The 23649-nt window shown below is 67.2% G+C and carries 22 protein-coding genes; 13 read left to right on the top strand and 9 right to left on the bottom strand.

All coding sequences use genetic code 11. The annotated features are described in order from the left end of the window. The first annotated feature begins 109 nt into the window (after positions 1–109). The 3 genes from ERC79_RS00490 to ERC79_RS00500 are packed head-to-tail and all read left to right on the top strand — an operon-like array spanning position 110 to position 2783. Complete coding sequence (locus tag ERC79_RS00490) at positions 110–1078, top strand: 1-phosphofructokinase family hexose kinase (protein ID WP_131574808.1); 969 nt, start codon at positions 110–112, stop codon at positions 1076–1078. A 5-nt stretch (positions 1079–1083) separates the two neighbouring features. Beyond that, the gene (locus tag ERC79_RS00495) at positions 1084–1254 is read left to right on the top strand and encodes a zinc transporter permease (RefSeq protein ID WP_131574810.1); all 171 of its coding nucleotides are present in this window, start codon (positions 1084–1086) and stop codon (positions 1252–1254) included. 47 nt (positions 1255–1301) lie between these two features. After that, positions 1302–2783 carry an AAA family ATPase gene (locus ERC79_RS00500; protein WP_242676701.1) on the top strand — a complete coding sequence of 494 codons (1482 nt, stop codon included), beginning with the start codon at positions 1302–1304 and terminating at the stop codon, positions 2781–2783. On the opposite strand, the gene ERC79_RS00505 is transcribed toward ERC79_RS00500, so the two are convergent. Both ERC79_RS00505 and ERC79_RS00510 read right to left on the bottom strand, forming a co-directional pair. After that, positions 2750–5077, bottom strand: a complete 2328-nt coding sequence (locus tag ERC79_RS00505; RefSeq protein WP_131574814.1) for a heavy metal translocating P-type ATPase — start codon at positions 5075–5077, stop codon at positions 2750–2752. The genes ERC79_RS00500 and ERC79_RS00505 overlap by 34 nt on opposite strands. Beyond that, on the bottom strand, positions 5074–5712 hold the full coding sequence (locus ERC79_RS00510) for a response regulator transcription factor (RefSeq protein ID WP_131574816.1): 639 nt from the start codon (positions 5710–5712) through the stop codon (positions 5074–5076). Before ERC79_RS00510 ends, ERC79_RS00505 begins: the two co-directional genes overlap by 4 nt. A gap of 119 nt (positions 5713–5831) precedes the next feature. On the opposite strand from ERC79_RS00510, the gene ERC79_RS00515 reads away from it, so the two are divergent. Then, positions 5832–6752, top strand: a complete 921-nt coding sequence (locus tag ERC79_RS00515; RefSeq protein WP_131574818.1) for a universal stress protein — start codon at positions 5832–5834, stop codon at positions 6750–6752. A gap of 145 nt (positions 6753–6897) precedes the next feature. Here the strand turns inward: ERC79_RS00515 and ERC79_RS00520 are convergent, their stop codons facing one another. Further along, positions 6898–7923: a hypothetical protein gene (locus tag ERC79_RS00520; protein WP_131574820.1), complete on the bottom strand. Its 1026-nt coding sequence runs from the start codon at positions 7921–7923 to the stop codon at positions 6898–6900. Between the two features lie 189 nt (positions 7924–8112). Between ERC79_RS00520 and ppsA the strand changes: the two genes are divergently transcribed. The 3 genes from ppsA to ERC79_RS00535 are packed head-to-tail and all read left to right on the top strand — an operon-like array spanning position 8113 to position 11921. After that, positions 8113–10428 carry a phosphoenolpyruvate synthase gene (gene ppsA, locus ERC79_RS00525; protein ID WP_131574821.1) on the top strand — a complete coding sequence of 772 codons (2316 nt, stop codon included), beginning with the start codon at positions 8113–8115 and terminating at the stop codon, positions 10426–10428. A gap of 3 nt (positions 10429–10431) precedes the next feature. After that, positions 10432–11046, top strand: a complete 615-nt coding sequence (locus ERC79_RS00530; protein WP_131574823.1) for a CBS domain-containing protein — start codon at positions 10432–10434, stop codon at positions 11044–11046. Further along, positions 11043–11921 carry a universal stress protein gene (locus tag ERC79_RS00535; RefSeq protein ID WP_131574824.1) on the top strand — a complete coding sequence of 293 codons (879 nt, stop codon included), beginning with the start codon at positions 11043–11045 and terminating at the stop codon, positions 11919–11921. The genes ERC79_RS00530 and ERC79_RS00535 overlap by 4 nt, the downstream gene beginning before the upstream one ends. A gap of 37 nt (positions 11922–11958) precedes the next feature. Here the strand turns inward: ERC79_RS00535 and ERC79_RS00540 are convergent, their stop codons facing one another. The 3 genes from ERC79_RS00540 to ERC79_RS00550 form a co-directional block, all read right to left on the bottom strand. After that, a complete protein-coding gene (locus tag ERC79_RS00540; protein WP_131574826.1) occupies positions 11959–12387 on the bottom strand; it encodes an Hsp20/alpha crystallin family protein in 429 nt (142 codons plus the stop codon). An 89-nt stretch (positions 12388–12476) separates the two neighbouring features. Next, on the bottom strand, positions 12477–13397 hold the full coding sequence (locus ERC79_RS00545; RefSeq protein WP_242676702.1) for a universal stress protein: 921 nt from the start codon (positions 13395–13397) through the stop codon (positions 12477–12479). A gap of 24 nt (positions 13398–13421) precedes the next feature. Next, positions 13422–15140, bottom strand: a complete 1719-nt coding sequence (locus ERC79_RS00550; RefSeq protein WP_165497016.1) for a GAF domain-containing protein — start codon at positions 15138–15140, stop codon at positions 13422–13424. A 172-nt stretch (positions 15141–15312) separates the two neighbouring features. Here ERC79_RS00550 and ERC79_RS00555 point away from each other — a divergent pair, with 172 nt between their 5' ends. Next, positions 15313–15690 carry a hypothetical protein gene (locus tag ERC79_RS00555; RefSeq protein WP_131574830.1) on the top strand — a complete coding sequence of 126 codons (378 nt, stop codon included), beginning with the start codon at positions 15313–15315 and terminating at the stop codon, positions 15688–15690. After that, a complete protein-coding gene (locus ERC79_RS00560; RefSeq protein ID WP_131574831.1) occupies positions 15687–16265 on the top strand; it encodes a zeta toxin family protein in 579 nt (192 codons plus the stop codon). Before ERC79_RS00555 ends, ERC79_RS00560 begins: the two co-directional genes overlap by 4 nt. Before the next feature lie 1106 nt (positions 16266–17371). On the opposite strand, the gene ERC79_RS00565 is transcribed toward ERC79_RS00560, so the two are convergent. Further along, positions 17372–17950, bottom strand: coding sequence for a TetR family transcriptional regulator C-terminal domain-containing protein (locus ERC79_RS00565; protein ID WP_131574833.1), 579 nt, complete (start codon positions 17948–17950; stop codon positions 17372–17374). A gap of 92 nt (positions 17951–18042) precedes the next feature. Between ERC79_RS00565 and ERC79_RS00570 the strand changes: the two genes are divergently transcribed. Next, positions 18043–18891 (top strand): class I SAM-dependent methyltransferase, encoded by an 849-nt coding sequence (locus ERC79_RS00570; RefSeq protein WP_131574835.1) that lies wholly within the window; start codon positions 18043–18045, stop codon positions 18889–18891. A 281-nt stretch (positions 18892–19172) separates the two neighbouring features. After that, positions 19173–19886, top strand: coding sequence for a SigB/SigF/SigG family RNA polymerase sigma factor (locus ERC79_RS00575; protein WP_242676930.1), 714 nt, complete (start codon positions 19173–19175; stop codon positions 19884–19886). An 89-nt stretch (positions 19887–19975) separates the two neighbouring features. Here the strand turns inward: ERC79_RS00575 and ERC79_RS00580 are convergent, their stop codons facing one another. Next, the gene (locus tag ERC79_RS00580) at positions 19976–20209 is read right to left on the bottom strand and encodes a hypothetical protein (protein WP_131574838.1); all 234 of its coding nucleotides are present in this window, start codon (positions 20207–20209) and stop codon (positions 19976–19978) included. A 417-nt stretch (positions 20210–20626) separates the two neighbouring features. Here ERC79_RS00580 and ERC79_RS00585 point away from each other — a divergent pair, with 417 nt between their 5' ends. Both ERC79_RS00585 and ERC79_RS00590 read left to right on the top strand, forming a co-directional pair. After that, positions 20627–21652 carry a tyrosine-type recombinase/integrase gene (locus tag ERC79_RS00585; RefSeq protein WP_242676703.1) on the top strand — a complete coding sequence of 342 codons (1026 nt, stop codon included), beginning with the start codon at positions 20627–20629 and terminating at the stop codon, positions 21650–21652. 82 nt (positions 21653–21734) lie between these two features. Continuing rightward, positions 21735–23108 (top strand): NAD(P)/FAD-dependent oxidoreductase, encoded by a 1374-nt coding sequence (locus ERC79_RS00590; RefSeq protein WP_131574842.1) that lies wholly within the window; start codon positions 21735–21737, stop codon positions 23106–23108. A 53-nt stretch (positions 23109–23161) separates the two neighbouring features. Here ERC79_RS00590 and ERC79_RS00595 read toward each other — a convergent pair whose 3' ends face one another. Continuing rightward, on the bottom strand, positions 23162–23620 hold the full coding sequence (locus ERC79_RS00595) for a PaaI family thioesterase (RefSeq protein ID WP_131580618.1): 459 nt from the start codon (positions 23618–23620) through the stop codon (positions 23162–23164). Between the last annotated feature and the right edge of the window lie 29 nt (positions 23621–23649).

Consider the following 23649-nt stretch of genomic DNA (forward strand, 5'->3'; position numbering starts at 1 on the left):
TTCGGGGCAGGAATCGCAGCCCAGGATCGACGCAGGACGCCGAAGCGAGTCATCGGGTCGGCAAGGGGGTCGGCGGGGGTCGGTGAGCAGTGCCTAGGAGAGTGATGGGATGCCGGCGATCGTCACGCTGACCATGAATCCAGCACTCGACATCTCGACGACGGCGGAGACCGTGTCACCGACGGACAAGGTGCGGTGTACCGCACCCCGGTACGACCCCGGCGGTGGGGGAATCAATGTCGCGCGGCTGGTTCGAGTGCTGGGGGAGTCCGTGGTCGCGGTGTTTCCGGTCGGCGGCGCGACCGGATCAGTGCTCGGCGCCCTGCTCGACCGCGAGGGTGTGTGGAGCCGACGGGTACCGGTATCGGGCGCGACCCGAGAGAGCTTCACCGTCGACGAGCACTGCACCGGAAACCAGTACCGGTTCGTGCTCCCCGGCCCCGAACTCCTTGCCGCCGATCAGGAGCGGTGTCTCGCGCTGCTCGCCGAGGTCGCGCACGATGCACGGTTCGTCGTCGCCAGCGGTAGCCTGCCGCCCGGAACTCCGCCGGACTTCTATGACCGGGTCGCGCGCATGACCCGAAATCTCGGAGCGCAATGCGTGCTCGACACATCGGGGGAACCGCTTCGCCGCAGTGGCACCTCGGTGTATCTGCTCAAGCCGAGTATCCGTGAACTCCGCGACATGACCGGCCGCGAACTGACCGAAGAATCCGAATGGGTCCGCGCGGCGCGCGAACTCGTCACCGACGGGCGCTGCCAGGTGGTGGTGCTCTCGCTCGGCGCCCGCGGCGCCCTGGCCGTCACGTCGGACTCGGCCCATCGATTCCCGGCGATCCCGGTCCACGTCCGCAGCGGTGTCGGTGCAGGGGACGCGATGCTCGCCGGCATCACTGTGGGACTCGTCCGCAACAAGAGCCTTGACGATGCCGTGCGGCTCGGCGTGGCGGCCGGGACCGCGATGCTCACCACGCCGGGGACCCGTCCGTGCCGCCGCGAGGAGATCGAGGATCTGTATCGCACCATCGCCGACCCAACTACTCTGGAAGACACCCGCGTGGAGACGACCGAAAGGTAGGGATCATGACCGCCTCCGAGCACCATCCACACAATCCCTCGGATCATCCGCACGTTCACGGGAGCGACTGTGGGCACGAATCCGTCCAGCACGGCGATCACGTGGACTACATCCATGACGGGCACCGTCACGCGGAGCACGAGGGCCACTACGACGAACACGGTGAGGTCGGCTGATTTCCGTCGACCAGCCGTTCGCCGCGCTGCACGAAACACACTCCGGGGTGGTCTTCCTGCTCGGCGATCGGGTCTACAAGGCCAAGAAGCCGATCCGAACCGAGTTCCTGGACTTCCGCACAGTCGAGGCGCGGCGCAGCGTGTGCGCCCGCGAGGTCTCGCTCAATCGACGCCTCGCGCCGGACGTCTACCTCGGGGTGATCGAGCTGGCGGATCCCGCCGGCGGTGCCGGCGAACCGCTGGTGGTCATGCGACGGATGCCGGAGGATTCTCGACTGTCCGCGCTGGTGGCCAACGGGTCGCCGGCCGATGCTCTGGTGGATTCGATTGCCGATGTGGTCGCGAGGTTCCACACCTCGGCCGCCCGCGGTCCGGACATCGATCGACAAGGATCCGTGCGGGCGGTTCGGCGGCGGTGGTGCAACAACATCCGCGAGACACGTGAGCTCGACCAGGACATCGTCGACCCTGATCGGCTCGATGCGATCGAGCGGCGAGTGCTGCGCTTCCTCGACGGACGTCAGCAACTGTTCGCGCAGCGAATCGCAGATGCGCGGATCGTCGACGGGCACGCAGACCTGCTGGCGGACGACATCTTCTGCCTCGACGACGGTCCACGCATCCTGGACTGTCTCGAGTTCGACGACGACCTCCGCTATGTGGACGGTCTCGACGACGTGTCCTGTCTGGCAATGGATCTCGAGTTCCAGGGGCGCGGAGACCTCGCCGACCGCTTCCTCGATCGGTACGCCGCGCTCATCGACGATCCGGCCCCGACAGCGTTACGGCACCACTACATCGCGTACCGGGCCTTCATGCGTGCGAAGGTCGACTGTGTTCGGTATCTCCAGGGCCGCAGCGAGTCCCGAACCGACGCGCTGCGGCACACCGAGCTCGCCGAGGCACACCTCGAGCAGGGGGCGGTGCGCCTCGCGCTCGTCGGCGGTCTGCCCGCCACCGGGAAGTCCACGGTGGCCGAACGGCTCGCTGAAAGTGTTGGTGCGCAACTGGTTTCGAGCGATCGGGTGCGCCGAGAGCTGTTCGAGAAAGATCGAGCCTCGGATCCGAATCCGGGATTTCGGGACGGGCGGTACTCGGCGGAGGCCACCGCGCGGGTGTACGCGACAATGCTCGACCGGGCGCGCCGGGCCCTAGAGCGGGGCGAGTCGGTCGTTCTGGACGCCTCCTGGACCGATCGACGTCTTCGGGGGCGCGCCGCGGAACTTGCAGGCGAGACGCTCAGCGAGCTGGTGTCGCTTCAGTGCACCGCGGACTCGGAGATCGCCGAACGACGGCTGCGGAGGCGAGTGAGCCCTCGCTCGGGCCATGCCGGAACGAGCGCTGATTCGGAAGCGACACCCGCAATTGCCCGGGCGATGGCACGAGCCGCGGACGCCTGGCCCGAAGCTACCGATATCGATACTGCCGGGCCGGTCGAACAATCGGTTCGCGCCGCAACCGAGCAATGGTGGCGGCTGAATCCCACGACATCGGCTCACGTGCCCCGGTCGGACGACATCACGAAGTAGCCTTCCTCCTCCTGTGCGAAGTGCAGCTGCAGGACTGCATAGAGGCCGTACAGACACGCTCGTAGATCGTCTATCTGATCCGGGCGGATACCGCCGTGGGCATCTGCCATCTCCACGTGCACGGCCAACCGACGGGCCAGGCGCTCGATCTCGGCGTGCGCTCGGCTCATTGTCGCGGTCACCTCCGTGCTACCCAGTGCCGCCCCGATCGCAGGATAGAGTTCCCGCTCCTCCGAACGTTCATGCGGCAGTAGCCGTTCGGTGAGACTCCGGTGAGCGCGACGCAGCGCCGCGAGGGCCGCATCCGACGGCTCCGTCGCGAGCTGCTCGGCGGCTTCCCGGATCATCGGCAGCGCCGTCCGGAGTTCGTCGTGCTCCCGGTCGAAACGGCGCACCAGACGCTCGGTGTCGGCGTCGAGCGCCATATCCGCAGACGGTGGCATCCGGAGCGCCCGCAGCGCATTGAGGATCACCGCAACGTCGATACCCTCCTGGAGCAACGCACCGACCGCCGGGGGTAGGAACCCGAAGGCCGCCGCCGTCATCGCGATCAGCGACAGCGCCATCCCGACTCCGGCGCTCTGGATTGCGATGGCCCGGGAACGGTGCGCGATCTCGATCGCATCGGCGAGCCGATCCAGCCGATCAGTAGTGAGCACCACGTCCGCCGCCTCCGAACTGGCGGTGGCGCCGCGCGCGCCCATCGCGACGCCCACAGTCGCGGTGGCGAGTGCCGGCGCGTCGTTGACGCCATCGCCCACCATGACCGTGACCGCGAGCCGGCACTCGTCCCGGACCACGGCGACCTTGTCGGCCGGAGTTTGCTCGGCGAACACTGCGTCGAGGCCCACAACCGTTGCGATCTCCCTGGCCGGGGCCGGCCGGTCCCCGGTGAGCATGATCAGACGCGTCAGCCCGGAGGCACGCAAACGCCTCAGGGTTCGGGGCGCGTCGCGGCGCAGGGGGTCCCGGATCGTGATCGCACCGGCCAGTTCCGCGTCGACCCAGACCCATGCGATCGCGGTGCCGTCCAACTCCGACCGAGTTCGCACTGTCGTCGCCCACTGCGGCAGGGTGTCCGGAACCGCGTGGTCGCCGACCCTCACTCGGCGGCCCTCGACGGTGGCCGCAACGCCCGTGCCGGCCTGCTCGTCGACATCGGTCGGCAGGGGCAGCTCGAGTCGACGGACGCGGGCCGAGTGGACGATCGCCTGCGCGACGACGTGCGGTGAGAACTGATCGGCCGCCGCGGCCAGACGTAGCACCTCGTCGCTGGACCGGTTCGGGGCGGTCGCCACGTCGAGACCTGCCGGTGTACCGGTGGTGAGGGTTCCGGTCTTGTCCAGCACAAGCGTGCGCGCCCGACCCAGACTCTCGAGAGCGCCGCCGCTGCGCACCACCACCCCGAGCCGCGAAGCCCGGGACAAGCCGGACACGATGGCGACGGGTGCAGCCAGCAACAGCGGGCACGGGGTCGCGACTACGAGCACCGACACCGCGCGTACCGCTGACCCGCTGAACGCCCACGCCGCGCCCGCCACCGCCAAGGTCAGCGGCAGGAACCAGGCAGCGAACCGGTCGGCGAGACGGACGACCGGGGCCGTGTCGGCGGCCGCATCCCGGGCCAGGCGCACGATGCCGGCATAGGTACTCGCCTCCGCCGCCGCCTCGCACCGGAGCTGCAAGGGCCCACCCGCGTTGACCACACCGCTGCGTACCCGCTCACCCGCGGGTCGTTCGACCTGTAGTGGCTCCCCGGTCAGCGCCGACTCGTCCAGAACTGCGGTGCCGGATTCCACCCATCCGTCCACCGGGACCACCTCGCCGGGCTTGACCATCAGCCGATCCCCGGCGACGATGCTCTCGAGTGGCACAGTCGTCACCGCATCCCCGACCATTCTGTGGGCTGTCCGGGGAGCACGCTCGAGCAGAGCGCGCAGGTCTCGGGAGGCCCGCCGCTCCGCCGCGGCGTCCAGAGTGCGGCCCGTCGCAAGCATTACCGCGATCAGCGCGCCCGCCAGGTACTCGTGGACCGCGAGAGTGCCGATCAGGGACAGCACCGCGATCAGATCGACACCGACAGAACGGCGGCGCACTGCGGCCACGACCCAGCCAACCGCTGGTATCAGTGCCACAACTGTGCCGGTGGCCCAGGCGATGTCTGCGACACCGTCCTCACCGAGAAGCACAGCCACGATGCCGGTCGCGAGTGCGCCGACAGTCAGGGTCAGCAGGGTCGGCACGATCGCGGCCCTCGCCCTGGTCGCGAACCGGTCACGAAGCTCCACTGTCATTCCGACACAGTCGGTGTCTCGAGCTTTGCCGCCAGAACCGCAGCCTGCGTGCGCCGTTCCATGCCCAGCTTGGCCAGCAGCCGCGAGACATAGTTCTTGACGGTCTTCTCGGCCAGGAACATCCGTGCCGCGATTTGCCGGTTCGTCAGTCCCTCTCCGAGCAACGCCAGCAAGCGCCGCTCCTGTTCGGTGAGATCGGCGAGCACCCCTCCGCCACGGGTCGGGCCGGCCCGCACTCGCGAGACCGCCGTGTGGGCGGCGAGCAGGGAACGGCCGGCGCCAACCTCTCGGACCGCCTGCACCAACTGCATGCCCCGGACGTCCTTGACGACGTACCCCATCGCGCCGGCGGCTGCGGCATCGCGCATCGCTTGCTCGTCGCGGAACGAGGTGACGACAAGACAACGCAGATCCGGCAGGCGCCCACGCAGCAGCCGACACAGGTCTATCCCGTTCCCGTCGGGTAGGCGAACGTCGAGCAGCGCCACATCGGGGCGCAGGGCCGGGATCCGGGCAAGAGCCTGCGCCCGGTTCTCGGCCTGGCCGACGACCTCCATCTCGTCGTCCTCCTCGATGAGTTCGGCCAGACCGCGGCGCACGACCTCATGGTCGTCGACCAGAAATACGGTGAGCATCGGCCACCTCCACCGTTGCGGATGAGCCGATCCTACGACGTTTGCGGGGACTTCCGGCCCTATCGGCGTCAGCCGCAGCCCGGCGACGATGAACGCAGATGCACATGCGGAGGTCGAAAATGGAGACCACAGCGCCGATTGTCGTCGGCATCGATGGGTCCACGAACTCCTACGCCGCGGTGAGCTGGGCCGCCAAGGAGGCACGCCTCCACGACTGCCCGCTCAAGATCGTCACTGCGCTCGGCGCCCCCGCACCCTACGGGGACGGAGTACAGCTGCCGCAGAGTTACTTCGCCGATCGCGACCGAGCCGCGCATTCTCATCTGGCAGAAGCTCTGGCGATCGCGCGCACGGTGCTCCCGGATCGCGGCGCCGCCGATTCCACGGAAGCCGCCACCGAGGTGCGGAACGGTTCCGCACGTCCCCAGCTGATCGAGGCCTCGAAGTCGGCGAGAATGATGGTGTTCGGCAGTCGTGGGTTCGGCCAGATCACCGCGGTCCTCGCGGGATCGGTGACCTCCGCGCTCGCCGCACATGCGCACTGCCCGGTCGCGGTGCTGCGGGGCCGTGCCGGACAGACCTCGGGCCGTGGAGAAGTGGTCGTCGGGATCGACGGTTCGGACAACAGCCGTCCGGCGCTGGCGGCGGCGTTCGAGGAAGCAGCGCTGCGCGGCGCCGATCTCGTTGCAGTCCACACGTGGTCGCCGTTCACACTGTCCACGGCCTTCGACGACCAGCTGGATCTGCCGTGGGATGCGGTCGAAGTTGCCGAGCAAGCGGTGCTTGCCGAGAGTCTTGCCGGATGGAGTGAGCGATATCCCGAGGTACGCGTCAACCGGATCGTTGCCAAGGGCACCTCGGCGGACGAACTCAGGGACCGTTCGGAGGAAGCCGAACTGCTCGTCGTCGGCAGCCACGGCCGAGGCGGCTTCTCCGGGATGCTGATCGGTTCCACCAGCACCGCACTGCTGCACTCGGCAAGGTGCCCGCTACTGATCGTGCGTAGCAGACCCGGCAGCAATCAATCGGGCACCGACTGATCCGACAGATTCCTCCGGAAGGTTCCCCAGTGCAGCACGACGAACAGATCTACTTCGTGGCCGGTCCTGGAGTGACCGTCACAGACGCGATCGCGTGTGCGTTCCTGGAACTCCGCGCATGTGTCGTCCTGGCGGAGGACTCCTGTCATTCGGCGAGCGGTGACGAATCCGATTCTGGGGCGGCCTGATCAATCCGGCACACCTCGTCGATGGACCGACGTCCCGTGGCCGACAGTTCTGCAGCCACGCCGTTCCTACCGGTACCGATCCGCACCACGGTCTGTGGGAATCGGAACCGTTCGCCCCGCGCCGCTGCCGCGTCCCGCACCATCGCCCGGCTCGCCGCCACCTCCGTCAGATGGGTGAGCGGGCAGGTCCGTAGCCCGCGAGCGGTGGCGTCGAGCAGGACCTGGGAAAGCGCCTCACCGCTGCGTAACCAGTCGAGTCGGGTGTCCGCTTCCGTGCTGATCACCGCGAGCGCGGCCCGATCCGGACCCGGTGCATCGGACTTCAATGTCCCGCTCGGGAATTCGCGACCAGTGGGAACTGCCCGCCCGGCCGGCCGGGCGGACGGCGGGACGCCCTCGTCGGGAAGTGAGTGCCCGGTCCACCAGAAGAGTTCGGTGCGGTAGGCCGCGTCATAGCGCCGCACCGACGCGCTATGACGGGACGCCTCCGCCAAACGCGCGGCGCCGTCGTCGCCGAGGAGGGTCAACGACGACGCGAACAACCCCAGGCCGGCGTCCAATCCCGCAAGACCCGCCGACTCCGGCGCATCGAACGGCCGCCGATCGGTGCGGCGATCGGCGATCGCACCCCGCAACGACGCCATTCGGGAATCTGGGACAGCGTCCGGCGTCTGCCTCGACGGCGCGAAGTTCAGGGTGGCCAGGTGCATCGGGTCCTGCGGATCGGGAAACCGTTCGACCGTGACGTCGCTTCCAAACCCGGACGCCGCGACCACGCAGTGGTGCAGCACCGCGCCGCAACTGATGAGCATCTGACGTCCCAGGGGATCGGTGACCGCCAGCGACCTCGCACGGTCGGCGTACAGTTCCAGCGCCCCCCGGGCGTACGTCCACAACCACGGCTGACTGTTGTGCAGTGACGGTGCCCGACATGCGATCTCGACCGCGCCGCGGATCACGTCGGGTCCAGGACCCGTTGTCATTCCTCGAGTGTCGTCGCCCCGCGATCGGCGCGGCAAGAGTCGTTGGGCCTCACCCTCCTCCTTCCGCGGCGACCGGTGACCTTGGGCCCTGTAGGAGCGGCCCAACCGGGTGTTTGCTGGAGCGAGACGACGAGAACGACATCCGAGTGCCATAGCCGCCCAGTGGCCCAGCAGCGAGGAGCACGGACCATGACAGCTCAGCCGGCCCCGACACCGTCCCGGTGGGTCGCCCCGCTCGAGCGGCTCGGGCCCGCCGACGCGCCGTCTGTCGGCGGAAAAGCCGCGAATCTCGGCGAACTCACGCGCGGCAAGTTCCCCGTACCGCCGGGCTTCGCGATCGACGAGCAGGCGTACAAGGATGCGATGGATGCGGCCGGCGTCCGGTCCGAACTCGCCCGCCGTGGGGCTGCCCCGCGCAGTCCTGACGACAGTGACCTCACCCGAGAGGCCGACGAACTGCAGGCCGTCGTACGCGGGGTGACGCTTCCCGACGAGATGCAGGCGCAGATCCGAGGCGCCTATCGCGACCTCGGCAACGAGGTGTCGGTAGCGGTCCGCTCGTCGGCCCCCGCGGAGGACGCCGCCGACACCTCCTTCGCCGGGATCCACGAGAGCTTCACCGATGTGACCGGCGCCGATGCCCTGATCGATGCGGTCCGCGAGTGCTGGGCATCGCTCTGGTCCGCGCGCGCTCTCACCTACCGGACCCTGCGCGGCTACACCGATGAGCCATCCATCGCGGTGGTGGTCCAGCGGATGGTCCGCTCGGACCGGTCCGGAGTTGCGTTCACCGCGGATCCACGGACCGGGGCGCGGGACCGCATCGTGATCGAGGCCGCACTCGGTCTGGGCGAGGTGATCGTGGGCGGTCAGGTCGAACCGGACACCTACGTGGTGGCGAAGGAGGGCTTCGACCTGCTCGAGCTGCATATCGGCGCTCAGGCCTTCGCGATCGAGCCGGGGGAGTCCGGTGACCGACGCGTCGACCTGTCGGCGGAGGAAAGCAATCGACAGGTCCTCGACGACGACCAGCTACTGCAAGTGGCCCGGCTCGCCGCTGCCGTCGAGAATCACTACGGGCAGCCCCAGGACCTCGAATTCGCCTTTGCCGGCAGGCATCTGTGGATCGTCCAGACGAGGCCGATCACGACGCTCGGCCGCACTGGCTCCGCGGCCCCCGCCGACACCGCTCGCGCCGCCGCAGACCGGACCGAGCTGGTACACGGCCTCGGTGCCGGGCCCGGCACCGCAACAGGTACCGCGCGCGTCCTGCTGGGACTGGGTGACGCGGACCGGCTCGGAGACGGTGACATCCTGGTCGCGCCGATGACCCGCCCGGACTGGCTTCCTGTGCTGCGCCGGGCCGCCGCAATCGTCACCGACGGTGGCGGAGTCACCTGCCATGCCGCGATCGTGGGACGCGAACTCGGCAGGCCGGTGGTCGTCGGCACCCACGATGCGACCACCGTCATCACCGACGGGACACTGATCACCGTCGACGGCGGCAGCGGGACGGTGTTCTCGGGCGAGCGGGCGTCCGCCGAAACCCCCGCTCCCACAGCAGCCACCACGCGGACGGCGGTATCCGCACCGACGGCCACCGCCGTGTACGTCAACCTCGCGACGCCCGATGCGGCTGAAGGCGTCGCTGCCCAGGACGTCGACGGCGTCGGCCTGCTGCGCGCCGAGTTCATGATCACCACGGCCCTCGGCGGCGCCCACCCGACCGCAATGATCGCCGCCGGACGCCGCCAGGACTACATCGACGAGATGGCAGCCGGCGTCGAACACATCGCCGCAGCGTTCGCGCCTCGGCCGGTGGTCTATCGTGCGATCGACCTGCGCTCCAACGAGTTCGCCGGACTCGAGGGAGGGGAGGTGGAACCGGACGAGGACAACCCGATGATCGGCTACCGCGGCTGCTTCCGCTACGTCCGCGAACCGGAGCTCTTCCGCCTCGATCTCGACGTCCTCCACCGCGTTCGCGAACGCCTGCCGAACGTGCACCTGATGATCCCGTTCGTGCGGACCCGCTGGGAACTCGCGCAGTGCCTCGCACAGCTCGACGCGCATCCGCTCGGCGCCGACCGCGGCATGCTCCGCTGGATCATGGCAGAGGTGCCGTCGGTGGTGCACTGGATTCCCGCCTACGCGAAGTTGGGCATCGACGGGGTCTCCATCGGGAGCAACGACCTGACCCAGTTGATGCTGGGGGTCGACCGTGATTCCGAGGTGTGCAAGGACCTCTTCGACACGATGGACCCAGCCGTGCTCGACGCCATCGACCGAATCATCGACCGATCCCGCGCCGCCGGGCTCACCACGTCGCTGTGCGGGCAGGCGGTCTCCACCGATCCGCGCCTGGCCGAACACCTGGTGCGGCGAGGGATCACCTCGGTGTCGGTCACGCCCGACTCGGCCGCTCATACGCGGCGCGTCGTCGCGACCGCGGAGCGCCGGATCCTGCTGGACCATGCTCGCGCCGCATCCCGTACCGAGGACTGAGCCGTGCGTGCCCGCGACATCATGACCCATCCGGTCGCCACCGTCGGCGAGCACGCCACCGTCACTGATGCCCTACGACTGCTCGCCGACTCGGCGGTATCCGCGCTGCCCGTCGTCAACAACGACGGCGAACTCGTCGGGCTGATCACCGTGGCGAACCTGCTCGACAAGATCGCGCCGGCGCCCGGACCGGACGGCGCGGTGGACCGCGTCACAGACCTCATGATCACCCCGGTACTCGCGATGACGCCGGATACCGATGTCCGGCACGTCGCAACGGCACTCGCCGATGCCCGAACCCGTGCGGTGCCGATCGTCGACCAGTTCACCGTGATCGGAATGATCACCCGCCTCGAAGTCGTCCGGGCGCTGGCCCGAGACGACGCCACCGTTCGCGGCGAGCTGCTCGGCCGGCTTGCACGGTACGGCGCGGCATCCCGCTGGCAGGTAGACGTCCGCGATGGCGTGGTCACGGTCGAGGGCGCCTTCCCGGACGAAGCCGACCGCCAGGTGGCTCTCGTGCTCGCCCGCTCGATCCACGGGGTGGGGGAGGTCCGTATCCAGCCCACCCCCGGCCCCGGTCACCACCACGTCGCACCACCGAGGAGATCCACATGATCGATTCCCCGATCGTCGTCGGAGTCGACGGCTCACCGACCTCTCGTGACGCGGTGCGCTGGGCCGCGCGCGAGGCCGTCATCCGCGGCGCACCGCTGCTGTTGGTGTCCAGTGTCAGCCCGGGCGGCATCGGCACCTCGTCTCCGTTCGACGACGATCTGAGGCTCCTCGGGGAGCGCGCCTCTGCGGACGCCGTCGAGCTGGCTACAGCCGAGGATCCGGGCGGCACCCTCGAACCTCACATCGAGCTGTCGGGGCGTGTCCCCGTCGAGGCGCTACTCGAGCACTCCGAGACGGCCCGGATGATCGTGTTGGGGACCCGCGGGCTGGGGGAATTCACCGGCTCGCTGGTGGGATCGGTCACCTCGGCCGTGGTCCACCACGCGCATTGCCCGGTCGCGGTGATTGCCGGATGGCCGCGCCCCGGGGAGGCGGACCTCGACGGTCCGGTGGTTGTGGGAGTAGACGGCTCCGCGGCCAGCGAAGCGGCAATTGCCGCGGCATTCGAGGAGGCGTCGCTGCACGGTGCGGACCTGGTTGCGATCCATGCCTGGTCGGACCTCGATCTGTCGGTTCTCGCCGCATCGAGCAGTTCTCGTCAGATCCCCACGTGGCCGACGACCGAGTCCTCCGAACGAGCCGTTCTCGCCGAGAGTCTCGCCGGCTGGCAGGAGCAGTACCCTGACGTCACGGTGCGGCCGGTCGTGGTCCAGGATCGGCCGGTGCGGAATCTGCTGATGCGCGGGTCCGGAGCCCAGCTGATCGTGGTAGGCAGCCGGGGCCGTGGCGGATTCCGCGGCATGACACTCGGTTCCACCAGTACCGCGCTGCTCCGCACCGTCACGTGCCCCCTGCTGATCGTGCGCCCCGGGTAGCGCACGATCAGACCGGCCGCGGACTCAATCTCGAGACTCAGTCCCGGGACTCGATCGCGATCTGCTTGGCGCCCTCGTCCTTCGCGGAAAGCCCCACCGACACCTCCAGAATGCCCTTGGAATAGCCGGCTTCGACCTTGTCCTCGTCCGCACCGACCGGCAACGCCACGGTGCGGGTGAACGACCCGTAGCTGAATTCGGATCGACCGTTCTCGGACTTCTCCTCGGTGCGCTCGGCCTCGATCGTGAGATGACCGTCCTGGACGCTGACCTTGATATCCTTCGCCGGGTCCAGGCCTGGAAGCTCGGCTCGCAAGATGTACCGGTCGTCCTCCACCTGGTCTTCGACCCGAATCAAGTTGCCGCCGAACGGAGGACGAAGCCCCGTCACGGGCAGGGCATCGAACAGTTCGGTCAAATCCGGGAACACGGACCGCGGTCGGCGCCGGGCGGGAACGTTGGACATGACTACTCCTCGCTGTCGCTGTCGATCACCGCTCGAACGGTGACATCTCCATTCGACTCCGTTCCAGGCGCGCTCGGCAGGGTCGTTGGTCACCGCGTCGGATCGCGACAGATCATCACCGGGCACGGGGCGTGGTGGACCAGATTCTGGCTGGTGGATCCGAGAAGGACGCCCGCGAGCCGACTGCGTCCGCGGCTCCCGACGACCACCAACTGCGCTTGCTTCGCATACGCGAGCAATAGCCGGCCGGCACCGGCTTGATTCAGCTCGGTCACGATTTCGACGTCGGGATAGTCCTCGACCCAGCCCGCGATACTCTCGCTGACCACCGCGCGTTCCGCTGTCTCGATCGCCGCCCAGTCCGCCAGTCGAGACGCACTGTGCGGGTCCGCGGTTCGGTCCGAGCCCCACGCATGAACAACGATCAGAGGAACGTCGAACAGTGACGCGTACTCGAATGCCGCGCCCACCGCCCGGACACTCAACTCACTGCCGTCCACGCCGACCACTACCGGACGTGTATCCGCGGCGGCATGCCGCCCGCCCCGACAGATCGTCACCGGGCACCGTGAGTGGTTCGCCACCCGCTGGCCTGTCGACCCGACCAGTGCGGTCCCGATGCTGCCGGAGCCGGTCGCGCCCAGGACCAGCAGCGCAGCGTCCTCGCTGACGTCGATCAGTGCCGCCGCCGACGGCCCCGGATAGGCGCCGGTCGTGAAGGCCACATCAGGGTGATCGGACTCCATCGCCGTCCGCGCCCGCGCCAGCACCTGCTTCGCGGCTTCCTGCAGCGTCTCGGTGAACTGCGCCTGAATGAGAACCGCTGCCTCACTCAGGAACACCCCGGGAGTCGGCAGCGCGTGCACGACATGCAGGGGAGCGGCGCGACGCCCCGCCACCCGGGCCGCCCAATGCAACGCATCGAACGCGGAATCCGACTCGTCGACTCCGACGACAATCGCGTCCGGACCTGGCAGCACACCGGACGCGGTCTCAGGTTCGTTGGCCACAGGGGTCCTCCGTCACTAGCCTGCTCAGTCTTGCGCTTCGGCCGCTCGCCGCTCGGGCAGTGGCGCAGACCAGCGGACCCGGGTCCCCGATCCGACCGTCGAATCGAACTCGAACGTCCCGTCCACCTCCCGCGCCCGGGCCGCGAGATTCGCGAGCCCACTCGGGGCCGAAGGCGTATCGACACCGGACCCGTCGTCCTCCACTTCCACCGTCAGCTGGTCGTCCACGGTGACCATGACCGCCACCGTGTCGGCGCTGGAGTGGCGGACCGCATTGCTGACCGCCTCCCGGACCACGGCCTCGGCATGGTCCGCGAGATCCGGTCGGACCGCACCGAGCGGACCGTGAAAGCGGACATCGGCGACCAGGCCGCTGTCGGCAGTAAGATCCGCCACCGCACGCCGCAGCCGCCCAAGATTCTCCGATTCGCTTGCGCCGCTGTGTAAATCGAAGATGACCGTCCGGATATCGCCGATGATCGCCTGCAGTTCGTCGATCGTGGAGTCGATCCGCGCTCGCACCTCCGGCGCCTCCGTCCGTCGCAGGGTGCCGTGCAGGGACAGGCCCGCCGCGAACAACCGCTGAATCACGTGGTCGTGCAGGTCCCGGGCGATACGGTCGCGGTCGGCGAGCAGCGTCAGCTCCTGCTTCTCGCGTTGTGCAGCTGCTACGCGCAACGCGAGAGCGGCCTGATCCGCGAACGACGTCATCAGCGCCAGCTGGTCGGTGTCGAATGTGGGCCGACCGCGGCGACGCAGCGCCACCAGCACACCGGTCGCGGTACCGACAGCGCGCAGGGGAGTGATCATCGCAGGACCGAAGTCCTTCACCGCACTACCGAAGGCGTCGTACTCGAGGTGGTCGGAGCTGTTCGGCAGACGGGTTCGGAACACCTCACCGGAACTCGAGCGGTTGACCGGAATCCTGCGGCCCAACGCATGTCCGGATTCTGGGCCGGATGCGACAGTGATCACGAGTTCGTCCACCTGATCGGGTGGAACGTCCGGATCCGACGGCACCGCGACAAAACTCTGGTCCGCGTCGGTGAGTTCACAGGCCCGGTCGGCCACCAGCTGAATAGCACGCCCCGGATCGTTCCCGCCGAGCAGTTCGGTGCTCACGTCCTGCAGCGCCTCGAGCCGGCTTCGACGCGCCTGTGCCTGGTCGTGAATTCGGGCATTGTCGATAGCGACACCGGCTGCCGACGTCAGCGCCTGCACGATGATCTCGTCATCCTCGGTGAAGGTGGCGCCGCTCGCCTTCTCGGACAGGTACAGGATGCCGAACACGCCACCGCGCACCCGGACCGGAACCCCGAGGAACGTCCGCATGGTCGGATGCCCTGGCGGAAGGCCTACCGAGGACGGGTGCTGCCCCAGGTCATCGAGACGCAGCGGCACGGGCTCATCGAACATCAGGCCCAGGACGCCGCGGCCGCGGGGGAGTCCGCCGATGTTCGCCACCGCGCTCGGATCGATACCGCGGTGCACGAACTGCGACAGCTGTGTGGCGTGGGCACTCCGGACGCCGAGAGCGCCGTAGCGTGCACCGGTGAGCCGCATCGCGGCTTCGACCACCCGATCGAGGGTGTCGTCGAGCTCGAGCCCGGATGTCACATCCAACAGCGCCTGCACGAGCTCACCGAGCTGCCCGCGAGTCCGGCAGGTATCGACGGTCAACCCGTGCTGCTCGAGTTGACCTGTACCGCCCGGGCGCGCGCCCGGTCTCGGTGCGCGAGACACAGGGCCATTCTCCCACGCCGGCGGCGATCGATGGGCGCTGTGGCGGTGTCTCAGCGCGGAACCGCCTGACCGGTGCTCGTGGGGACGTGACGAGCGCAAGAACACCGTGTAGCAGATTGCTACAATGGCCTCGGTGATGTGCCCGAAGTGATGTTGCGTGGAAGGAGAAGTCATGACGGAGGTCGCCGACAAGGTCACCAGGTTCTCGGCGGAGCTCTTCGACGCCGCTTCGGCCGAGGGGGAGCGCGAGCACCGCTCGGCACGCCAGCAGCTCGAGCACTGGGCCCGGGTCGGTCGCGAGGTGTCGAATCAGCGACGGGTCGCTCGCCGTCGCGTCGAGGCGGCCCTCGCCGGCCGGATATCGCTGAGCGCGCTCTCCGCCGAGGAAGGCGCGGTGTTCAACGCCGAGATCGCGGCCACACTCGAAGAATCACTCGCCGCAGGCAACCATGTCGCCGACCGCGCCGCCCAGGGCCGCGCGGCGGTCGTGCTCGACGACCAGGGACGCGTCGTCAAACACCTTCCTGACGGCACCCAAATCATCCTGTGAGACGTCTCGACCTGATCGTCGGACCGAATGGCGCCGGTAAGTCGACGTTCGTCGAGCAACGCCTCGCGCCGCTGCTGCCGGGCAGCATATTCGTCAACGCCGACGTCATCGCCAAGGACCGCTGGCCTGACAGTGCCGAGGAGCACTCCTACGAGGCCGCGCAGATTGCAGCGACGATCCGACTCGCCCTGATCAAGCAGGGGGAGTCGTTCATCGCCGAGACGGTGTTCTCGCACCCCTCGAAACTGGAGTTGATCGACCGGGCCCGCGAGGCCGGGTACGTCGTCGTGCTCCACATAGTCCTGGTGCCAGTCGAGCTGTCGGTCGCTCGTGTTGCCGAACGCGTCGTCGAGGGCGGGCACTCGGTGCCCGAGGAAAAGATTCGCGAGCGATTCAAGCGACTGTGGCCGCTGGTCGTAGACGCGATCGGCCGAGCCGACCACGCGACCGTCTACGACAACACCGCCGCGGACGTCACACGGATCGTCGCGCGGTTCGTCGACGGAGACGCGGTAGCCGAGATCATCTGGCCTGCATGGACTCCAGAAGATCTGACCAAAATGGTCCATGGCTGACTCGGATGTGGGTGCTGCATGCTGGACCGAAGTCTCAGGTCGAAGTGTCAAATTGGGCCGACAAGCACACCAGAGCATTTTCGTCACTGTGACGAAAATGGGGTGCAAGACTGGGAGTCCGGGTAGGGAACTTGTCGACCCGATGAACGCCTGATTGCGCGAGGTTGTCGTCGCGCCCAGATGCCGTACTGTCCCAAATCCGCACCGTCCCAAATCCACACTGTCAGCGAGACGGACGGAGCAAGCAGATAACTGGGCAGGCTCCGAAGGTCTCGAGTCGAGTGAGCGATCAGTGAACGAAGCCGCCGCAACGAGGGCGACCACTGCGCCGACTGCGGACTCCATTTGCCAGTCAGCGTGGCGATTAACGTCATCATCCGGCCGAGCGCGATATTCATGCAGGTCACCATTTCGCCGATAATCCACATTATGTCAAGTAATCGATATCGGGCGGTCCCCGGCGCTGGTCGAGCAGCCTTCCGACGGAGCCCGGGTGCATCAGTGCTGATTCATCGTGTTGCCCCGGCCCACGACGCCGCGCGCAGCCTTGCCTCCCGCGAGCCGAATCGCGCGCGCAGCAGGCAAGGCTGCGCGCGGCGGCTCCGGCTGATCGCCCCACCTCGGATCGATCGGTGTCCACGCGTTCCTGATCGCACATCGCTCCATAGTGATGACGCCGCCTCGGGATGACGACTCTGCCTGATGGTCATGGCGCCGCGGATGCGACAATCGGAACGCGGCGTCCGCGCCGGACTCGGGATCCGCTGTTCGACGTAGGCCACGACGCTGATCCGAGCCGGCCTTCCCCCGCCGCTCTCGGGCCATCCCGCACTCACCTTTCATGGATAATGACGAATATCCATGTCTTCCAATCGCTTTCAAGATACAGCGAACACCGCCGAGGTGGCACCGATTCACATATCTGGAGTGCCGCACCCAATCCGCCACCCTCATGGCCGCCCCTGCTCCGCCCCAGTTCCCGTACGACGATCGGGTTCCCTGAGCACGTTCTGCCCGACCACTCTCCGGCTGCGTGCCGCAGAACCGATCGGCCTTGCCCGCAAGCGCATTCCACTACCCCACTCCCCCTACTCGAGGGCATCACGTCAGAGCCCCGCGACGTGCTGTTCCAGCACTGCCCGGATGGTCGACCTGTCGACTCCTCCATGCGGGGTCACCGCATCCAATGACAGGCCGGAAATGAGAGCAGCCAAGCGAACTGCCTCGCGAGCGGGGGCACTCACGCCGACCTCGGCCAGTGCCTCAGTCAGCACTACATGCAGATCTGACGCCATCTGTCTGGTCACAGGCTCGAAGGCGCGGTTGATTCGCGAAGCGGTGATGACCTCCAGCAGGACGACCGCTTCTCGATGCCGCTCATCGTCCAAGGGCACCAGCTCTTCGAGTACGACGAGAAGATGCCGCTTCGCCGCTTCGCGACCCTGTCCCGCGGGCGCGGGATGGCGGGCCAGGCGCTGCCCCATGCGATCTCCAGCCTCGGTCACTGCCGCGACGACGAGCGACTCATGGTCGGCAAAGTAGTGGCGGACCGATCCGACGTTCAGGGCGGCCTCCGCGGCGACCTTTCGAAATGTCACGGCGGCCATGCCTTCGGCAACGACCAGGCGTAGCGCCGCCTCCGCGATATGACGTCGGCGTTCATCGGCATCAACCTGTACGGGCACCGGGTCAGTCTAAATCGACAGGCTTATGTATCACGCGCGTGATACAAAGAAGGCTGATCTGCCAGCCGACGCCATTTTCGAAAGGACTCTCCATGCACGAGACGGAAGCCATCGCCGCCAACCGGGCGAACTGGGACGATCGAGCCGAGGTCCACGCGCGCTCCGAGATGTACAACGTCGACGGCTTCCTGGCCGACCGCGCCGAAATCTCCGCCGTCGTGCAGAAGGACCTCTCGGTGTTGGCTCCCCACCTGCCGGATTCCGGGGTCCGGGGTCGTTCGCTGCTGCACCTGCAGTGTCACATAGGCACCGATACCGTCTCCTGGGCGCGGCTCGGGGCCGTCGACGTCCACGGGCTCGACCTGTCCCCCAAGTCGCTGCACCACGCGGCTCGCATTGCGAAGGCCGACGGCCGGGAGATCAACTGGGTGGAAGGCGACGCACGGTTCGCCTCGATGCTGATCGACCGACGCTTCGACATCATCGTCACCAGTGCCGGAACCATCGTGTGGCTACCGGAGCTTGCGACTTGGGCTCAGTCGATCCATGACCTTCTCGAACCGGGTGGTGTGTTCATGATCCGAGACGATCATCCGATCCTCGGTGCGATGGAATTCGAACCCTGGGTCATCACCGATGATTACCTCGGAGGCGGCGGCACCCGAACTTACGATGACTCCGGAACCTATACCGACAACTCGGCCGGACGAATTGCACACGTCACCAATCACGAGTGGCGGCACGACTTGGGTGAGGTCGTCAGTTCACTGCTATGTGCAGGGCTCCGAATTGAGGCATTCAGCGAGCTCCCCTTCATGGACTGGCCCGCCTTTCCTGACCTTGTCCCGTGTTCGCAGGGGTGGACGCTGTCACCGGAGGCGCCTCGAATCCCCCTGAACTTCGCAATCGTCGCCAGGCGGCCCGGCCGGCCGCGCGGATAGGCACTCCCCCTCCAGGCTGGTGGCCGACGCCTGTCGAGGAGGTTCTCGAGGTCTAACCAGGGACCGCTGCGGCGCCATACGATGAAGGGACGCGGCATCGTCGCGATCGGAGGACGTATGAGTCACACATATGGGCCCGACGCCGGTGTGGTCGCTGCCGAACCCACACGTCGATCGCACATCCCCGGCTCGGGCCGCAGACAATCAGGCGGGTCGAACGTGTGACCCCCCGAATTGCGCGCGCCGACGAGTACAGCGACGTCAGACCGCTGTTCGCGTCCATGGCCGGGCTCGATCCGGACGACGAGCGGTACCGGAAGTTGCGGGAACACGTGGTGATCCGATGTCTTCCGCTCGCCGAGCACATTGCGAAACGGTTCTCCGGGCGTGGTGAGTACTACGACGACCTCGTGCAGGTTGGCCGAGTTGGACTGGTGAAGGCGGTCGACAGGTTCGATGTCACGGTCGGCTCCGATTTCGTGGCCTTCGCGGTGCCGACCATCACCGGTGAGATCCGACGGCACTTCCGCGACACAGGTTGGGCCGTGCGGGTACCCCGAGGAGTCAAGGAACTACACCTCGAGATCGTTCACGTGACTGGCGCGCTGACTCAGCGTCACGGCCGATCCCCGACGGCTCACGAACTCGCCGACGAGTTGGGCGTCGGAGAGAAGGACGTGGTCAACGGACTGCTGGCCGGAAATGCGTACCAGACACTGTCGGTCGATGCAGGCACCGGCGATCGGCGAACCGATCAGGTCCTCGCAGACACGCTGGGCGAATACGATTCCGAACTGGAAACAGTCGAGAACCACGAGACCTTGCGCCCGGCGCTCGCCGTCCTGCCGGAACGGGAACGCCAGATCCTGGCGCTCAGGTTCTACGGCAATCTCACCCAGAGCAAAATCGCGGAGCAGGTCGGGTTGTCCCAGATGCACGTGTCCCGGCTACTCACTCGTTCCCTCGCGACACTGCGAGAGGAACTCGAGCCGTGACCCAGCGAGAGGAACTCGAGCCGTGATCCAGCGAGAGGAACTCGAGCCGTGACGACAGCTGCACTGCGACACGGCCTTACGGCGCGGACTTACACACGGTCGACGAACCGCTCGTGTCCGGCGATCCGCGCACAGTTCGCGCAGCAGAAGATCCGGCTCTCGTCCTCGACACCGTGGCCGAGAATCCGGCACCCGCAGTGCGCGCACACTGGAGCCATCGCGTGGGCGGCACACTCGAAACTGTCGAACACGCCTTTCCGGTCCCCCATGACCACCGTGAACGCCTTGTCGTAGTCGTTGCCGCACGTCTCACAGGTCGCCATCGCATGCCTCCTCGTCGGGCCACGGCCACTGAACGGGCCGACAAGAGGTGGCTTACCCCGAGAGCGGATGGGTTACACATGTGCTCGAGCCGAATGAGCGGGGCGGAGCGTGCTCGAAAATTGAGGAGGCCAGGCACACGTCGGGGGGTGCGCCTGGCCTGTCCCAATTATCCGAGGACGAGGCGAGCAAAGGAAGCTGGACTGGGGTGAAATCGAGGGTGAAGCGCTTCTCGTCGGCGCCAGGCCCAGCTCCCAGTCCGCGAACTACGCTCGCGGAGCGTCCGTACTGGACGCTTTCCCGCGCGCAACCTGTCGTGGACGCTCGGGGTCGGACTCGGCAGATAGACTCCCTGAGGCGGCACGGGACGCGCACAGCTCCCGCACGAACATTCCGAAAGGGTATTGGAGCAGTCCTACGTGAGTGATGATCGACAACTGCTCGAGGCCTGGTTCGGCGAGTTCCTCCTCCACCGCAGCACAGCCAAACCGTCCCCGCACACTATCAAGGCGTACCGGCAGGACGTGTCCGCTATCGCCGGATTTCTCGCGCAGGAATCCGGCGTGCCGGTTCGGCAGCTGACCGTCGACGTGATCACCAAACAGTCGATGCAGCAGTCGTTCGCGGCGTTCGCAGCGACGCACGAGGTGGCCTCGATCCGGCGGTGCTGGTCCACCTGGAACACCCTGTGCGACTTCCTGTTCTCAATCGACGCCATCGTCGCCAACCCGATGTCCGCGGTGCTGCGCCCGAAGGCGCCGAAGCGGCTCCCCAAGGCGCTGCCGGCCGACGCCGTCGCGCGACTGATCACCACCCTCCAAGAGGACGACCACGACGGCGTCCGGCCCTGGGGGGAACGCGATTTCGCGATCATCCTCACCGCGTTACTCACAGGCATGCGGTCCTCCGAACTGATCTCCGTCGATATCGGCGATGTCCGAACCGCCGCGGACGCCTCGGGGGGAGCTGCGAAGGTGATTCTCGTGCGCGGCAAGGGCAGTAAGGAGCGGGTGGCCACCGCGGAACCGGCGCTCGTCGCCGCGCTCAGTGGCTACCTCGAGTCCCGCATCGACCGCTTCCCGGGCTCCACCAAGCGCCGGGTGAGCGCCGACGCGACGCCGTGGCAGCACTTCCGTAGCGCCGACCCCCTGTTCGTGGGCGCAGACGGCGAACGAATCACCCGCGGCACCCTGCAATACCGGGTACTGCGCGCCTACCGGCGAGCTGGGATCAATGGCGAGCGGGCCAAGGGCGCCCTGACGCACCAGTTCCGGCATACCTTCGCGACCAACATGGCGGACGAGAACGTCAGCATCTTCACTCTCATGCGCATGCTGGGGCATGAGTCGATGAACACCACACAGGTGTACACCGAGGGCGCCGGTACCGGTGTGCGAGAAGCTGCCGCGCGCAACCCGCTGTACCGGCTCCTCGACGAGAAGTGACCCCGAGTCGGAGAGACGACCGGCCATTCGACGGCTACGGTGACAAGGAGAGCACGTTCGGACAAGCTTCGAGGAGCGCAGGATGAGCATCCCCTCGGCACACACACGTCGTCACCGCGTCGTGATCATTGGATCCGGCTTCGGCGGGTTGTTCGGAGCACAGGCCCTCGAACGCGCCGACGCGGACATCACACTCATCGCGAGAACCACCCACCACCTGTTCCAGCCACTGCTCTATCAAGTCGCAACCGGCATTCTCTCCGTCGGCGATATCGCACCCGCCACCCGGATGGTGTTGCGCAAGCAGAAGAACGCGGAGGTGCTGCTGGGCGACGTGGAGACTATCGATCTCGCGGGCGGGAAAGTGACCTCCCGGCTACTCGATCGCATCACGGTCACCGAGTTCGATTCGCTCATCGTCGCGGCCGGTGCCGGGCAGTCGTACTTCGGCAATGATCATTTTGCCGAGTTCGCACCCGGTATGAAGACCATCGACGATGCCCTCGAGTTGCGCGGGCGGATCCTCGGCGCGTTCGAGCAGGCCGAGTTGTCCGACAATCCGGACGAGCGCGCGCGGCTGCTGACGTTCGTAGTGGTCGGCGCGGGCCCTACGGGCGTCGAGCTGGCCGGACAGATCGCCGAGCTCGCGCACCGCACGCTCAAGGGCGCGTTCCGTCGCATCGATCCGACCGACGCTCGCGTCATCCTCCTGGACGGCGCGCCCGCGGTGTTGCCGGTCTACGGCGGCAAGTTGAGCCGCAAGGCCGCGGAGCGGTTGGAGAAGCTCGGTGTGGAGATTCAGCTGGACGCGATGGTGACCAACGTCGATGTCGACGGTCTGGTGGTCCGGCACAAGGACGGCACCGAGATGCGCATCGAATCTCAGTGCAAGGTCTGGTCGGCCGGTGTCCAGGCGAGCCCGCTCGGGAAGCAGTTGGGCGAGCAGTCCGGCGCGGAAGTCGACCGCGCCGGACGGGTGCACGTCAATCCGGATCTCACCCTGCCCGGCTATCCCCATGTGTTCGTCATCGGCGACATGATGTCGCTCGACAAGCTGCCGGGCCTCGCGCAGGTCGCGATGCAGGGCGGCAAGTACGCGGCCAAGGAGATCCGGGCGGGGCTGGACGGCGCGAAACCCGAGGACCGTCAGCCGTTCAAGTATTTCGACAAGGGCTCGATGGCCACAATCTCGCGGTTCAGCGCGGTCGCGAAGGTCGGCAAGCTCGAGATCAGCGGGTTCATCGGCTGGATGATGTGGCTCGTGATCCACCTGATGTATCTGGTGGGCTTCCGGAGCCGGTTGTCCACGGTGATCTCGTGGACGGTCTCGTTCCTCGGTCGCGGACGTGCACAGATGGCGTCTACCGAGCAACAGGTGTTCGCGCGCAACGCGATCGACATCCTGCAGGAGCAGAGTCGGGCACGCCATGCGGCCGAGTCACGCGAGGTCGGCTGAGCCGCCGACCGAAGGCTCGTGGTCGCCGCACCCAAGACGGCGACCACGAGACACTACTTGCCTAGCCGGTCAGTCTCGGTGATGTTCTGCAACCGCACTTGGCCGCGTGCGACCAGCCGTTCCTGCTCGTCGGTGATCGTCACCAGCCACAACTGCTGTGTGCGTCCACGATGGACGGGATTTCCCTCCGCATAGAGCACGCCTTCGCGTGAAGCTCGGAGAAAGTCTGTGTTGTTGTTGACTCCGACGACGTGGCCTCGGTCGCCGAGCCAAATGCTCGCGGCGATGCTGGCCACCGATTCGACCACCGCGCAATGCACGCCGCCATGCATGATCCCCCATGGCTGATGCAGCGCCGGGGTCACCTTCCACTGGGCCCGGACGCGGTCCGGGGTGAGCTCGGTGAACTCGAGACCCAACGCCTCGCCGAATCCCTTGTTCAGAAACGCATTGATCTGGGCGGGATCCGATCCATCACCCAGCCCGAATGCGTGCCCTGCCTCGCTCGCCATGATCTGCTCCATCAATTCGTCCGATATGT

The sequence above is a fragment of the Rhodococcus sp. ABRD24 genome (assembly GCF_004328705.1).
GTDB lineage: Bacteria > Actinomycetota > Actinomycetes > Mycobacteriales > Mycobacteriaceae > Prescottella.

Coding starts and splice junctions, on each gene's coding strand:
- ERC79_RS00490 (WP_131574808.1), top strand. CDS start 110: ATGCCGGCGATCGTCACGCTGACCATGAATCCAGCACTCGACATCTCG.
- ERC79_RS00495 (WP_131574810.1), top strand. CDS start 1,084: ATGACCGCCTCCGAGCACCATCCACACAATCCCTCGGATCATCCGCAC.
- ERC79_RS00505 (WP_131574814.1), bottom strand. CDS start 5,077: ATGACAGTGGAGCTTCGTGACCGGTTCGCGACCAGGGCGAGGGCCGCG.
- ERC79_RS00510 (WP_131574816.1), bottom strand. CDS start 5,712: ATGCTCACCGTATTTCTGGTCGACGACCATGAGGTCGTGCGCCGCGGT.
- ERC79_RS00515 (WP_131574818.1), top strand. CDS start 5,832: ATGGAGACCACAGCGCCGATTGTCGTCGGCATCGATGGGTCCACGAAC.
- ERC79_RS00520 (WP_131574820.1), bottom strand. CDS start 7,923: ATGACAACGGGTCCTGGACCCGACGTGATCCGCGGCGCGGTCGAGATC.
- ppsA (WP_131574821.1), top strand. CDS start 8,113: ATGACAGCTCAGCCGGCCCCGACACCGTCCCGGTGGGTCGCCCCGCTC.
- ERC79_RS00535 (WP_131574824.1), top strand. CDS start 11,043: ATGATCGATTCCCCGATCGTCGTCGGAGTCGACGGCTCACCGACCTCT.
- ERC79_RS00540 (WP_131574826.1), bottom strand. CDS start 12,387: ATGTCCAACGTTCCCGCCCGGCGCCGACCGCGGTCCGTGTTCCCGGAT.
- ERC79_RS00555 (WP_131574830.1), top strand. CDS start 15,313: ATGACGGAGGTCGCCGACAAGGTCACCAGGTTCTCGGCGGAGCTCTTC.
- ERC79_RS00570 (WP_131574835.1), top strand. CDS start 18,043: ATGCACGAGACGGAAGCCATCGCCGCCAACCGGGCGAACTGGGACGAT.
- ERC79_RS00575 (WP_242676930.1), top strand. CDS start 19,173: ATGGCCGGGCTCGATCCGGACGACGAGCGGTACCGGAAGTTGCGGGAA.
- ERC79_RS00580 (WP_131574838.1), bottom strand. CDS start 20,209: ATGGCGACCTGTGAGACGTGCGGCAACGACTACGACAAGGCGTTCACG.
- ERC79_RS00590 (WP_131574842.1), top strand. CDS start 21,735: ATGAGCATCCCCTCGGCACACACACGTCGTCACCGCGTCGTGATCATT.
- ERC79_RS00595 (WP_131580618.1), bottom strand. CDS start 23,620: ATGGCGAGCGAGGCAGGGCACGCATTCGGGCTGGGTGATGGATCGGAT.